The organism is Paraburkholderia sp. NPDC080076 (genome assembly GCF_050281145.1).
In the GTDB taxonomy this organism is placed as follows: domain Bacteria; phylum Pseudomonadota; class Gammaproteobacteria; order Burkholderiales; family Burkholderiaceae; genus Paraburkholderia.
This window is the reverse complement of record NZ_JBNNWQ010000001.1, coordinates 1,650,757-1,664,415: the sequence shown is the minus strand read 5'-3', so window position 1 is coordinate 1,664,415 and position 13,659 is coordinate 1,650,757. Positions and strand designations below refer to the sequence as shown.

Sequence of the window (13,659 nt, the reverse complement as noted above, 5' to 3'; positions counted from 1 at the left end):
CTAACTGATACTAATTGCCCGTAAGGCTTGATCCTATAACCGGTGTGTTTTGCGATGACCGTCAGTGCTTCAGCACTTGCGCGCATCCCACCCCCAAAAAGGGGCGCACACAGGTTGAGATCGATGTTGTGCCAGAAACAGCACAGCCCAACGCTTTACCCCTGGTGAGCATCACCAGAAACTACTTCTTCCAGATTGGCTGTACTGCCCCACGGGCAGTGCGGCAACCAGTCATGCCTGATGACCATAGCGAGTCGGTCCCACCCCTTCCCATCCCGAACAGGACCGTGAAACGACTCCACGCCGATGATAGTGCGGATTACCCGTGTGAAAGTAGGTAATCGTCAGGCTCCCCCGCAGCAAACAGAAACCCCACCCCAAAAAGGTGGGGTTTCTGCGTTTACGCAGCCGGAAAAACAGGCGAAGAACGAACGGGAAAACCGCCCTCAATCCCTCCCCATCCGCAGCGCGTTCGCATAGCCTGTCAATTCCAGATAGGCCCGTCCGACATCCACGCCTTCGCGGCTCACCCGCACCGCGCCTTCCCAATACACCGCGCCTGTCGATTGCCGCGAATCGAGTTCTTGATCGTCCATCAGCGGATCGAGTTTCCACGTCCGCGTACCGGTTTTGACAGTCATCGAAACGGGATAGGACGTGTTCGTGCGCGGCGAGCGCCATGTGCGAAGCGGCGTAAAGTCGACCTGATCGGGACCGAATGTCGTTACCCCGCCATCGGGTTTGCGAAATGCCGCATGCGCCCACACGGCGTGTCCATCGCGACTTCGTACCTTGAATGCCATCAGCGCAGAGCCGTCGGTGAGATTGGCGCCCAGCCAATCCCATCCCACAGCATTGGCGTCGAGCAACGTGCTCGACCACTCGTGATCGAGCCACGCCATCCCCGTTACGGCAGTCTCACCATGCGACGGGCCGCCCGCGGTGACCGGCCGAACCACGCCGCCAGTCACGCGCAATTGCGGTTCGCTGTAGTAATAACTCGCCTGCTCCGGCCGTGGACCTTTGCGTGAATAGCCGCGTTCGCCCTGAATCAAAGGTGCCTGCGTCGGCGTCAACTTGAGATGCAACGAGAAGCCGGTCGCGTCGACAGTGACGTCGTAGTGACCGTCAGGTGCCCGGGTCATTTTCCATGCGTCGAGTTTCACGTCCGTGTTGGCCGGCTTCGCATAGGCGAGGCCAAAGCCCTGACGGCCAATGCGTTGATCGTGGGCAAGATGGCCGAGCGCGGGATCGCTTAACGCGGCATGGGCAATGATCAATTGCGAAGGCGCGAAAGCGCTTGGGTCAGCGGCATCATGGCCGGTTGCTGAGCGGAAGAATGTGATTTGAAAACCGAGCGGCTGATTGTCCGGCGTAGTGAGCCAACCCGTCGCGTACCACCACTCGGTGCGAAAAGCCGCGTGTGCGCCGCTGTCCTGCGGCAGGGCGATCGCGTGATCGGGCGTGACCGCCGCAAATTCAGGCGCCGCGGCGAACGCGGTCGACACAGTCAGCATCCAGATAGACAGCAAGCCGCGAATACGCAGAGCTATGCGCCGATTAGTCACACGGAGGGACTTAGCCGGCGGCTCGCATGGCAGCTCGCGCGCAATCGACGCGTAGACCGGCATACTCGCGCTCGAAGCCACGCCTCTGATCCGCGCCGCACGTCGTTGCACAGCGGCGCAATGCCCGTTGCCAGAAGCCAGATCGAAGCACGATCTCATCCATGACAACTCGCGTGCGATCGATGCATAGCCGAGCATACTCTCGCTCAAAACCTCGCCCCTGATCCGCGCCGCACGTCGTTGCACAGCGGCGCAATGCCCGCTGCCAGAAGCGAGATCGAAGCACGATCGCATCCATGATAGCTCGCGTGCGATCGACGCATAGCCGAGCATACTCTCGCTCAAAACTGCGCTCATGATCCGCAACTCACGTCGTTGCAAAGCGGCGCAATACCCGCCGTTAGCGGCCAAATCGAAGCGAATGGTCCCGCCCAAACCCACGAGCGCCATCCGCAGCTCGCGCCGCCGCAAGACGAGCCAACTTCCGTCGCCGGCGAGTTCAAAGCGCGCCGCCCCCGCCCGCATAACCCCTCGTCCCAACTCGCGCGACAAAGCCCGCATCACCAATCCTCCTTCACGGCGCGCACCGCATCCACCGACACGGCGCCGCGTCCCGCGATCACCGCCGTCGAACACGACGAAGCGAGCATCACCAACGCGACGGTGGCGAGCGCCATCCACGGCACGTGCAGCGACATACTCCAATGAAATGACTGCGGATTGACGACGAACACCAGAATCAGACTGATCGCGAACCCGAGCACGAAGCCCATTGCAATGCCGCACGCGGTGAGCATGCCGCCTTCGAGCGCGAGGACGGCGAACACCTGCGAGCGCGTCACTCCGACGTGCCGCAGCATGCCGAACTCACGCGAGCGCGCGAGTGTCTGCGCGGAGAAGGTCGCCGCCACGCCGAACAAGCCGATCACGATAGCGACCGCTTCGAGAAGATAGGTGACCGCAAAGCTGCGATCGAAAATCACCAGCGTGCGCGCGCGGATTTCACCTGGTAGCGACAAATCCAGTGATGCCCCGAAGGGCAGTGCGCGCAGCCCCGTGGCTACCTGCTCGACGCTCGTCCCCGGCTGAACAGTGACGGCCACATCGGTTGCACTCGTGTCGCGGGTCAAGCGCCGGTAATCGGCGAGCCGTATCTGAATGGCGCCGGTCTGCCGCACGTAGTCGCGCCATACGCCGGCCACCACGAACACATGGTCGCGTTCACCAAGCGGCAATCGAACACGCTGACCCAATTTGTATCCATACAGATCGACCATTGCTTCGGATACCCAAACAGGTGTTTCACCTGCGTGAAGCTCGGCAGGCGACAGCACGGCTCCGGTCATCTGCAGGTTCGCGCCCGGATCGGCCGCGTCGATCTCGCGCGCGAGCACAGCGATGTCAGGCCGCGCAGGGGCGAGCGTCAGATGCGAAGTGCGGGCAAATGCGGCTGTTCTGATGCCTGGCACGGCCGCGAGCCGGCTCTGTTCGTCCAACCGCAAACCGCCTGTGTCGCCGTTCGGCGCTACGCGGACATAGAGATCGGCGGAGAGCAGATGAACCAGCCAGTCTTCGACGGATACCCGGAAGCTCGCCACCATGATGGCCATCGCGACGATCAGCGCAAAGCTCGACAGCACGCCGCCCATGGCGATGGACGCATGCCCCGGCGCATTCGCCAGCCGCGCCAGCGCCAGCGTGCCGGCCGCGCCGGCGCGGCTTCGCGCTGCGAAAGCACGGCTTGCCGCTCCGAAGATGAGCGCGGTTACGCGCGGCATCAGCGCAATCCCGCCGACCAGCAGCAATGCGACGGCCAGATAGCCGCCGATCGGCGCGTCGAACATCGGCGGCAACTGCGTGAGCACGGCAGCGGCCAGCAGACAAAGCAAGGCGGGCCACGGTGTGGCGAGCCGCGCCAACGCGCCTTCCTCGGCGCCCGCCTTGAGCGCCGTGGCGGGCCGCGCACGCGCCGCTTCCAGTGCGGGGGCGAGACTACCCAATACCGCGACGGCGAGCCCAAGCATCAGAAACAACGCGGTCGCGAGCGGTTCGAAGCCGACTTGCGGTTGCACGCCGGGAAAGTAGCCGCCGCCCAGATCGCTGCCGAAAAAATGCAGGGCGCCGCTCGCCATCGCGTAGCCGAGCGCGAGTCCAGCGAGCGAGCCGAGCAGGCCCAGCAACGCGCCCTCCATCAGGATCTGACGCAGCAACTGACCACGCGTCAGGCCGAGCACACGCAGCATGGCGAACTGCGCGCGGCGTCGCACGACGCTCAGCGCCTGGGTCGAAAACACCAGAAACGCGCCGGTGAACAACGCCACCAGCGCGAGCACATTCATATTGATCCGATAGGCGCGGGAGAGACGATCGGTGCGGCTCTCGGCGTCACGCGTTTCGGCAATGACCCACTGGCTGCCGAGCCGCGCTTGCAGCTCGCGCCTGAAGCGCTCCCGGTCGACGCCGCGTTCGAGCTGCACGTCGACGCGCGACAGCTTGCCCACCTTGCCGAACTTCCACTGCGCGGCGGCGATATCCATGACGGCGAGCCGCTGACCCGGCCGTGTTCTCACGATGCCACCGGCCACGCGCAAATGCACGATCGAGGTGCCGCTGCGCAGCGCCACCTCGTCGCCCACTTTCACATTGAGCCATTGCTGGGCCGCCGTCGAGAGAAACACGGTGTCTGACGCGAGCGTATCGAACGGCTTATCCGGCGAAGGCACGCCGATCAGGTCCGGCGCAATACGGCTTGCCTTGAACGCGTCGATGCCGAGCACCGGCAGTGCCGCGCTCCGGTCGGGCACGGTGACGTCGAGTGCGAGCACCGGACTGGCCAGCGCGACACCGGGTTCGTTGGCGAGCAGCGGATAGATGGTCTCGTCGACTGAAGGTTGCGCGCCGCGCACCTGGAGATCGGCCTCGCCCGACAGACTGCGGGCCGCCGCGGAGAATTCATTGAACGCCGCGCTGTTGATCAACTGCACGGCGTAACCGAGCGCGACGCCCAGCGCGATCGTTGCGATTGCGACCAGGGCGCGTCCGCGATGACTACGCCATTCGGCGCCCAGCAGCCAGCGCGCGAGAACTCGGTGTCCTCGCAAGCGCAGCAGAGGACGGGAATCAGCGGACATCATCGGCGGAAGGTGCGCGCGTACGGGAGCCGAAAGGCCCGGCTGCTCCGGGCGCAGCATGCAGGCCGCTGTCGCTCAGAATCAGGATGCGGTCGGCAACGGCCGCGGCGGCTTCCGAGTGCGTCACCATGATCGTGGCCGCGCCGGTTGCCTTGCTTTGCGCGCGGAACAGGCCGAGCACCTCGTGCGCGGTATCGGGATCGAGGTTGCCGGTGGGTTCGTCGGCGAGAAGCAGTTTCGGGCGATGTACGAGCGCCCGCGCAATCGCAACCCGCTGCAATTCGCCGCCCGAGAGTTGGCGCGGAAAATCATCGCCGCGTCCGCCCAGCCCGACCGCCGCGAGCATGTCGAGCGCGGCTGCGGTGGGCAGTTCGTTGAGCAGCAACGGCAGCGCCACATTCTGCGCAAGCGTCAGATGCGGCAGTACGTGAAACGCCTGGAAGACAAAGCCGAGTTTCTGCCTGCGCAGGCGCGTCGCCGCGTTGTCGTCCAGACGCGAAACGGCGCTGCCATCGATGATCACGTCGCCGCTATCCGCGCTGTCGAGGCCGGCCACCAGATTGAGCAGCGTCGATTTGCCGACACCGGAATCGCCCATGATCGCGACGAACTCACCCGGTTCGAGTGTGAAGTCCAGTTGCGCCAGCACGATGCGGCCTGCGCCGTAGGTCTTGCTGAGCCCGCGGCACTCGAGCGCGGGAACGACGCCTTCGTCACGAAGCATGCGGTTTCCGAAAAGTGTGGCCGGTGAGGGCGGCGTCCGGGCGGGCGAAACGCAGACGAAAAAGCGGCGCACTCATGCACGAACATCGGCCGTGAATCGCCGAAGTATATTCGGCTTCCGTAAGGCACGCAGAAGCTTGGCGCACGTGATCGGGCCGGGCCGAAAAATGAACGGCTGATCAACTGCGCTCTCACTTTTGAGCGCCGCGCGCCGGATTATTTAGAGCGCGGGATCAAAAAAATTTTCTGCTCGCGGGTAAGCAAATTTTTCTCCGGACGCTCGAAATTCGCGCGCGCACGGCGTCATGCGTCGGCATGTTCTATCCCAGCTTGAAATGCGCGCCTGGGCATCCGTGCAAGAGTTCCTAACTGACTGCCAATTGCACGCTTTTTCGCACAAAATTTGTCCCCGCGAAACCAGGTCGGTCAGTTTGTGCATTTGCACATTTTTATCCATTTCGCAAGGGCCGGCGCCGCAACAATACATTGCCAGTTGCTTTGCAGCGTTGTTGCGCTGCAAAAGTATTCTTATCTTGGTAATCTCCCACCCTTGGTCATTCGACTGCGGGTAAACGTGTAGCGGTCAACCCCGATTGCACGTCAATTTCAGCGAAATCCAGCCTACATATCCATTTCAATGCTTTCTATTTTGAAGGCGTTGATGTGGCGTTTTGTACTTAAAGTTTTCGATAGAGCACATGCCATTGCCTCTTCTTAGCCTTCTAATCTGGATCCCTATTATCGCCGGCGTGGTGGTTTTGCGTGCCGGATCCGACGCGGCACGTAGTCGCACCCGGTGGCTCGCGCTGATCGGCGCGATTGCGGGTTTCCTGCCGGTGATTCCGCTGGTGTCGAATTTCCGCAACGACGTCACGTCGATGCAGTTCGTCGAGAACGTGCGCTGGTCGCCCACGTTCGATATCGCCTGGCATGTGGGCGTGGACGGAATTTCGCTGTGGCTCGTCGCGCTGACCGCGCTCACCACGATCATCATCGTGGTCGCCTCGTGGGAGTCGATCACCGAGCGGACCGCGCAGTACTTCGGCGCGTTCCTGATGCTGTCGGGTTTCATGCAGGGCGTGTTCACATCGCTCGACGGCATGCTGTTCTTCATCTCGTTCGAAGCGACGCTGATTCCGCTCTATCTGTTGATCGGCACGTGGGGCCAGTCGAACCGCTCGTACGCCGCGGTGAAGTTCTTCTTCGTGTCGTTCCTCGGCTCGCTGATGATGCTGATGTCGATGCTGTATCTGTACAGCCAGACGCACAGCTTCGACCTCGCGCTGTGGCGTGAGACGCACCTCGGCACGTGGCCGCAGGTTCTGATCTTCCTCGGCTTCCTCGCCGCCTTCGGCGTGAAGGTGCCGATGTGGCCGCTGCACACGTGGCTGCCGGACGTCCACCTCGACGGTCCGACGGGCGCCGCCGTGATGATCGGCATGCTGAAGCTGGGCGGCTATGGTCTGCTGCGTTTCGCCTTGCCGATCGCGCCGCAGGCCAGCCACTTCTTCGCGCCGATGATGATCACGCTCTCGCTGGTCGCGGTGATCTATGCAAGCCTGCTCGCGCTCGTGCAGACCGACATGCGCCGCCTGCTCGCCTATTCGACGGTCGCGCACATGGGCCTCGTCACGCTCGGGCTGTTCGTTTTCAACCGCATCGGCCAGGCTGGCGCGATCGTGCAGATGCTGTCGTACGGCGTGGTGTCGGGCGCGATGCTGCTCTGCACGGGCATGCTCTACGACCGCACGAAAACCGCGTCGATCGCCGAGTACGGCGGTGTGGCCAACACCATGCCGCGCTTCGCCGCTTTCGTGATGCTGTTTTCCATGGCCAACATCGGCTTGCCGGGCACTTCGGGTTTTGTCGGCGAGTTCATGGTGTTGATGGGCGCGATCCGCTTCAACTTCTGGATCGGCGCGATGGCGGCCACCACGCTGATCCTGAGCGCGGCTTACACGCTGTGGATGTACAAGCGCGTGATCTTCGGCGCGATCGCCAACGCTCGTGTGGCGAACCTCAAGGATCTCGGCAAGCGCGAGTTCGTGCTGCTCGGCGCGATGGCGCTGCTGGTGCTCGCCATCGGCATCAATCCGAAACCGTTCACCGATGCGATCGATCCTTCGGTCGGCACGCTGCTGGCTCAATCGGAGCGCTCGGCTCATCCTTCGGACGGCGCGCCGGCTGATGGCGGAGAGCATCTGCAAGCCGCAGTGCCCGCACCGGCAGCCGCGACCACCCGCTCGCCGGGCTGATCGAACGAGCTGCGGCGCAGCCGCAGCATTCGCCTCGCGAATGTTGCCTCGCCGACGCGCTTTTTTCCTTATGGATCAAGTCTCTTTGCACGCACGACACGCGGCGTGGCCAATCAGGCCGCGTCGCGTTTTCGCGCTTGTTTAAAGGGGTTTTCGCGTTTCGCCGGCATTTCAATACTCGGCAAGAGGGCGCCGCAGACGCCCACCTGCGCGCAGCCATGCGGCAACGTGTCGCACGGTGCTGCGACGCAATAGATCGTTGCTAAATCGAGTGTTTATTACGGCGGAACGTCCCCCTATTATGCGAGCGCTTACTATTGGAGAGCGGTCGAATGACGTTCGTGGAAGACGTAAAAAAGAGGCAATGGATATGAAAGGAAAGACTCTACGAGGGTCGCTTAGTTTCCTTTCCGGCAGCCTCGTGTTGTTGCTCGCGGGTTGCAGCAACCTCGATATTCTGAATCCGAAGGGGAGTGTGGGTCTGGCGGAACGTGAGCTCATTGCCACGTCCACCTGGGCCATGCTGATCGTGGTCGTGCCGGTTATCGCGCTCACGCTGCTGTTCGCGTGGCGTTACCGCGCGTCGAACAGGAGCGCCGACTATCGTCCGGGCTGGGTGCATTCGACCGGTATCGAAATCGCCATCTGGACGATTCCGACGCTGATCATTCTGTTCCTCGCCGTGTTGACGTGGAAGACCACGCACGAACTCGATCCGTACAAGCCGCTCGAGTCGCAGGTCAAGCCGATCAACGTCGAAGTCGTCGCGCTCGACTGGAAATGGCTGTTCATCTATCCGGACCTCGGCATTGCGTCGGTGAACCAGCTCGCGTTCCCGGTCGGCACGCCGGTGAACTTCACGATCACGTCGGACACGGTGATGAACTCGTTCTTCATTCCACAACTCGGCGGCCAGATCTACGCGATGGCGGGCATGCAAACGCGCCTGCATCTGATCGCGGATGAAGCCGGCAACTACGCGGGCGCCTCGGCGAATTTCAGCGGCAAGGGCTTCTCGGACATGAAGTTCCGCGCGCTCGCCACCTCGCCTGAAGAGTTCAACGCATGGGTTGCGAAAGTGCGCGCTTCGTCGGACAACCTCAGCATGGACCGTTATCACACGGTATCCGCGCCGACCGAGAAGGAGCCGGTGCGCTACTTCTCGAGCGTCGATCCGAAGCTCTTTCACAACATCATTGCCCGATACAACAACGGTAACGTCCTCGACAACATGAAGGACGCCAACTGTGCGCCAAAGGGCAAGGGGTAACACATGTTCGGCAAACTCTCACTAGACTCGATTCCGTACCACGAGCCGATCATCATGGTCACGGCCGTGATGATCGCTCTCGGCGGTGCGACGGTCCTGGGTCTGATCACCTATTTCGGCAAGTGGCGCTATCTGTGGACCGAATGGCTCACGTCGGTGGACCACAAGAAGCTGGGCGTGATGTACATCGTCGTTGCGCTGATCATGCTGTTCCGCGGCTTCGCGGACGCGATCATGATGCGTCTGCAGCAGGCGCTCGCTTACGCGAACCCGGGCTACCTGCCGCCGCATCACTACGACCAGGTGTTTACGGCGCACGGCGTCATCATGATTTTCTTCATGGCGATGGCGTTCATGATCGGCCTGATGAACATCATCGTGCCGCTGCAAATTGGCGCACGCGACGTCGCGTTCCCGTTCATCAACTCGCTCTCCTTCTGGATGACCGCAGTCAGCGCGATCCTGATCAACATCTCGCTGGTGATCGGTGAATTCGCGCAGACCGGCTGGCTGGCTTATCCGCCGCTCTCCGAATTGCAGTTCAGTCCGGGTGTCGGGGTCGACTATTACCTGTGGAGCTTGCAGCTCTCCGGTATCGGCACCTTGCTGACCGGCGTGAACTTCTTCGCGACCATCGTGAAGATGCGCGCGCCGGGCATGACGTTCATGAAGATGCCGGTGTTCACGTGGACGGCGCTCTGCACCAACGTGCTGATCATGGCGTCGTTCCCGATCCTGACCGTGACGCTCGCGCTGCTGGGTCTGGACCGTTACCTCGGCATGCACTTCTTCACGAACGATGGCGGCGGCAACGCCATGATGTACCTGAACCTGATCTGGGCATGGGGTCACCCCGAGGTGTACATCCTGATCCTGCCGGCGTTCGGTATCTTCTCGGAAGTCGTGGCGACCTTCGCCAAGAAGCCGCTGTTCGGCTACAAGACGATGGTGTGGGCGACCTGCGCGATCATGGTGCTGTCGTTCCTCGTGTGGCTGCATCACTTCTTCACGATGGGTTCGGGCGCTGACGTCAATGCATTCTTCGGTATCGCCACGATGGTGATCGCGATTCCGACCGGCGTGAAGGTGTTCAACTGGCTGTTCACGATCTACAAGGGCCGCCTGACGTTTACCCCGCCGATCCTGTGGACCATCGGGTTCATGATTACTTTCACGATCGGCGGCATGACCGGCGTAATGATGGCGATCCCGGGCGCGGACTTCGTGCTGCACAACAGCCTGTTCCTGATTGCTCACTTCCACAACGTGATCATCGGTGGCGTGCTGTTCGGCTATCTGGCCGGCTTCAACTACTGGTTCCCGAAGGCGTTCGGCTTCAAGCTGAACGAAAAGCTGGGCAAGGCATCGTTCTGGTTCTGGCAGATCGGTTTCTGGGTGGCATTCACGCCGCTGTACGTGCTGGGCTTTATGGGCATGACGCGCCGTATCAACCACTATGACAACCCGCTGTGGCACCCGTGGCTGATCCTGGCCGCAGGCGGTGCGGCGCTCATCGCTATCGGTATCGCGCTCCAGGTGGCGCAGATCATCGTCAGCATTCGCGATCGCAATCTGCCGCAAAATCGCGACGTCACGGGCGATCCGTGGGACGGCCACACGCTGGAATGGGCAATCAGCTCGCCGCCGCCGGTGTACAACTTCGCGATCATCCCGACGGTGCACAAGCTCGACGCGTTCTCCGACATGAAGTCGCGCAAGGGCACGCAAGCGAAGCCTGTGTATCGCGACATTCACATGCCGTCGAATACGTCCGCGGGTGTGATTGCAGGTGTGTTCTCGCTGGTGCTCGGTTTCGCCGCTGTCTGGCACATCTGGTGGCTGGCAATCGTCGGCCTGGTCGGCGCGGTCGGCACCGTGATCGTCTACAGCTTCCAGAAGAACGAAGGCTATTACATCCCGGCCGCCACGGTCGCGGAGATTGAAGAGAAACGCTCCGGCGTTGGTGCGCAGGTCGCGTTGGAGGTGGATTGATGATAACCAGGACTATTGACGCCGGCTCGCATCACGACGCGGACCACGTACCGTCGCAATCGGTGTTCGGCTTCTGGCTGTACCTGATGACCGACTGCATCATCTTCGCGGCGCTGTTCGCCGTGTTCGCGGTGATGGGCCATCAGTTCGCAGGCGGCCCGAGCGGCAAGGATCTGTTCGAGATTCCAGGCGTCGCGCTCGAAACGACGATGCTGCTCCTGAGCAGCATCACGTACGGCTTCGCGATGCTCGGCGCGCACAAGAAGAAGAAGGGCGTGCTGCTGTTCTGGCTCGGCGTGACCTTCCTGCTCGGTCTCGCGTTTCTCGTGCTGGAACTGCGCGAGTTTTCGCACCTGATCGCCGAAGGCGCCGGCCCGAGCCGTAGCGCGTTCCTGTCGTCGTTCTTCACGCTGGTCGGCACGCACGGTCTGCACGTCACGTGCGGCCTGATCTGGATGGTGGTGCTCGCCATTCAGGTGATCGGCCATCGCGACCTGACCGAACGCGACATGATTCGCCTGACGTGCCTGAGCCTTTTCTGGCACTTTCTGGACGTCGTGTGGATCGGCGTCTTCACCTTTGTCTATCTCGCGAGCGTGATCTAAATGGACCATAGCCATAACGCCCACGCAGGTGAAAGTCACGGCAGCATCGGCAGCTATACGACGGGCTTCATTCTCTCCGTCATTCTGACCGTCGCCGCTTTCGGCCTCGTCATGACCGGCACGTTGACGGGCGAGAACGCGTTGCTCGCGATCGCGGGCCTCGCGCTCGTGCAGATCGTCGTGCACCTGATTTTCTTCCTGCATCTGAATACGTCGTCGGAGCAGCGCTGGAATGTGATGGCATTTGCCTTCACGCTGCTGACCGCCGTCATCGTGATCGGCGGCACGTTGTGGGTCATGCACAACGTCAGCATGCACATGATGTCGCGCTAGACGAACGACCATTCGTTCGAAACGAAGCCCCGCAAGGCGAGAGTCTTGCGGGGCTTTTTTCGTGCGTCGACCGCAAGCGCGTGGCCTGCACCGAAGTGCGTCGGCGATTGACCGAACCGGCGAACCCGCGTTAGGATCGTTTCCATGACCGCTTCTAACCTTTCCCGTCCGCATTCTTTGCGCGCATGCTGTCACAGCCTGCCGAGGGGAGCTTGCGTCTAGCGTTCGATCTGCATACGTCCGCATCCCTGAGGCCACCCGTCACGCGACCGGTGGCCTTTTTGCTTTTGAACACCCAGCGCCTGGAGACATGACATGCCGCTTCGCCTCTACGACACCTGGTCGCGCGCCGTGCGCGAATTCACGCCGATTCACGCGGATCAGGTCGGCCTGTATTGCTGCGGCCCGACGGTGTACGACCACGCGCATATCGGCAATCTTCGGACCTATGTGTTCGAAGACGTGCTGCGGCGCGCCCTGGTGTTGAACGGATACGACGTGCGGCACGTGGTGAACATTACCGACGTCGGCCATCTGGTGTCCGATGCCGACGAAGGCGAAGACAAGATGGAGAAGGGCAGCCGGCGCACCGGCGAATCGGCGTGGGCGATTGCCGAGCGGTACACGGCGGCGTTCATGAACGACTGGCGCGCGCTCAACCTGCTGGAGCCCGCCCTCTGGTGCCGCGCGACGGATCACATTGCGGAGCAGATCGACTTCATCGTCGAGCTCGAGCGCAACGGCTACACTTACCGCACGGCCGACGGCGTCTATTTCGACACCAGCAGGCAGGATGACTACGGCTATCTGGCGCGTCTCGATGTTGCGGGCCTGCAGGCGGGCAAGCGCGTTGCGCCCGGCGAGAAGCAGCGCGCGACCGACTTCGCGCTGTGGAAATTCAGTCCGCCCGGCGCCACGCGGCAAATGGAATGGGACAGTCCGTGGGGCCGCGGCTTTCCCGGCTGGCATATCGAGTGCTCGGCGATGTCGGCGAAGTATCTGAGCCCGTGGTTCGACATTCATTGTGGCGGCGAAGACCACATCCCCGTGCATCACAGCAACGAGATTGCGCAAACCCAGGCGCGCCACGGCACGCGCCTCGCCAACTTCTGGATGCACGGCCATTTTCTGTTGCTGGACGCCGGCAAGATGTCGAAGTCGGGCGGCGACTTCGTGCGTTTGCAGACGCTGATCGAGCGCGGCAACGATCCGCTCGCGTATCGCTATTTATGCCTTAGCGCGCACTACCGCAGCAGCCTGCGCTTCAGTGAGGCCGCGCTGGATGCGGCACAAGCCGCGTTGGACCGCTTGCGTAGAACCTATGTGCGATGGCCGCAAGGCGGCACGCCGGACGCGCCGAGCGTGGCGCGCTTCAAGGCGGAGGTCGATCAGGATCTGAACTTGCCGCGCGCGCTCGCGGTGCTGTGGGACGTGGTCAGAAGCGATCTGCCGGCGGCGACGCGAAGGGCTACCGTCGATCGCTTCGATACGGTGCTGGGATTGCGCCTCGCCGACTGGCAAGAAGATGATGCGGCCGAGATTCCGGCGGATATTGCGGCGCTCGCTGACGAACGCCAGCAAGCACGCGCCGCGAAGCAATGGACCGAAGCAGACCGTTTGCGTGACGCGTTGGCGGCGGCAGGCTGGCTGGTGGAAGACAGCGCAAGCGGCCCCGTGCTGCGGCAACGCGGCAAAGCGGAGTAGCGCGACAGACAAACAGACGGACAGACGGCGTGGCGGTAGCGTTCAGGCTTGCGCAACCGCCACGCCGTGGCGTGGACG

9 protein-coding genes and 1 rRNA gene are annotated in these 13,659 nt (G+C 62.3%); 7 read left to right on the top strand and 3 right to left on the bottom strand.

Features of this window, described 5'->3' with window-relative positions:
* Positions 1 to 236: 236 nt before the first annotated feature.
* Positions 237 to 350, top strand: a 5S ribosomal RNA gene (gene rrf, locus ACQKRQ_RS07380).
* Between the two features lie 96 nt (positions 351 to 446).
* Here the strand turns inward: rrf and ACQKRQ_RS07375 are convergent.
* The 3 genes from ACQKRQ_RS07375 to ACQKRQ_RS07365 form a co-directional block, all read right to left on the bottom strand.
* Complete coding sequence (locus ACQKRQ_RS07375) at positions 447 to 1,517, bottom strand: lipocalin-like domain-containing protein (protein ID WP_427476010.1); 1,071 nt, start codon at positions 1,515 to 1,517, stop codon at positions 447 to 449.
* 611 nt (positions 1,518 to 2,128) lie between these two features.
* Entirely contained in the window at positions 2,129 to 4,702 is a 2,574-nt protein-coding gene (locus ACQKRQ_RS07370; protein ID WP_427476008.1) for an FtsX-like permease family protein, read from the bottom strand.
* On the bottom strand, positions 4,689 to 5,423 hold the full coding sequence (locus ACQKRQ_RS07365) for an ABC transporter ATP-binding protein (RefSeq protein ID WP_427476007.1): 735 nt from the start codon (positions 5,421 to 5,423) through the stop codon (positions 4,689 to 4,691). Before ACQKRQ_RS07365 ends, ACQKRQ_RS07370 begins: the two co-directional genes overlap by 14 nt.
* Before the next feature lie 697 nt (positions 5,424 to 6,120).
* On the opposite strand from ACQKRQ_RS07365, the gene ACQKRQ_RS07360 reads away from it, so the two are divergent.
* The 6 genes from ACQKRQ_RS07360 to cysS all read left to right on the top strand — a co-directional run bounded on the left by ACQKRQ_RS07360 (position 6,121) and on the right by cysS (position 13,581).
* Complete coding sequence (locus tag ACQKRQ_RS07360) at positions 6,121 to 7,677, top strand: NADH-quinone oxidoreductase subunit M (RefSeq protein ID WP_427476005.1); 1,557 nt, start codon at positions 6,121 to 6,123, stop codon at positions 7,675 to 7,677.
* A 370-nt stretch (positions 7,678 to 8,047) separates the two neighbouring features.
* Positions 8,048 to 8,947, top strand: a complete 900-nt coding sequence (gene cyoA / locus ACQKRQ_RS07355) for a ubiquinol oxidase subunit II (RefSeq protein ID WP_427476004.1) — start codon at positions 8,048 to 8,050, stop codon at positions 8,945 to 8,947.
* 3 nt (positions 8,948 to 8,950) lie between these two features.
* Positions 8,951 to 10,939, top strand: a complete 1,989-nt coding sequence (cyoB, locus tag ACQKRQ_RS07350; RefSeq protein WP_408179120.1) for a cytochrome o ubiquinol oxidase subunit I — start codon at positions 8,951 to 8,953, stop codon at positions 10,937 to 10,939.
* Positions 10,939 to 11,544: a cytochrome o ubiquinol oxidase subunit III gene (gene cyoC / locus ACQKRQ_RS07345; protein ID WP_427476002.1), complete on the top strand. Its 606-nt coding sequence runs from the start codon at positions 10,939 to 10,941 to the stop codon at positions 11,542 to 11,544. The genes cyoB and cyoC overlap by 1 nt, the downstream gene beginning before the upstream one ends.
* Entirely contained in the window at positions 11,545 to 11,877 is a 333-nt protein-coding gene (gene cyoD, locus ACQKRQ_RS07340; RefSeq protein ID WP_408179122.1) for a cytochrome o ubiquinol oxidase subunit IV, read from the top strand.
* A 315-nt stretch (positions 11,878 to 12,192) separates the two neighbouring features.
* Positions 12,193 to 13,581, top strand: a complete 1,389-nt coding sequence (cysS, locus tag ACQKRQ_RS07335) for a cysteine--tRNA ligase (protein WP_427476000.1) — start codon at positions 12,193 to 12,195, stop codon at positions 13,579 to 13,581.
* Positions 13,582 to 13,659 lie beyond the last annotated feature (78 nt).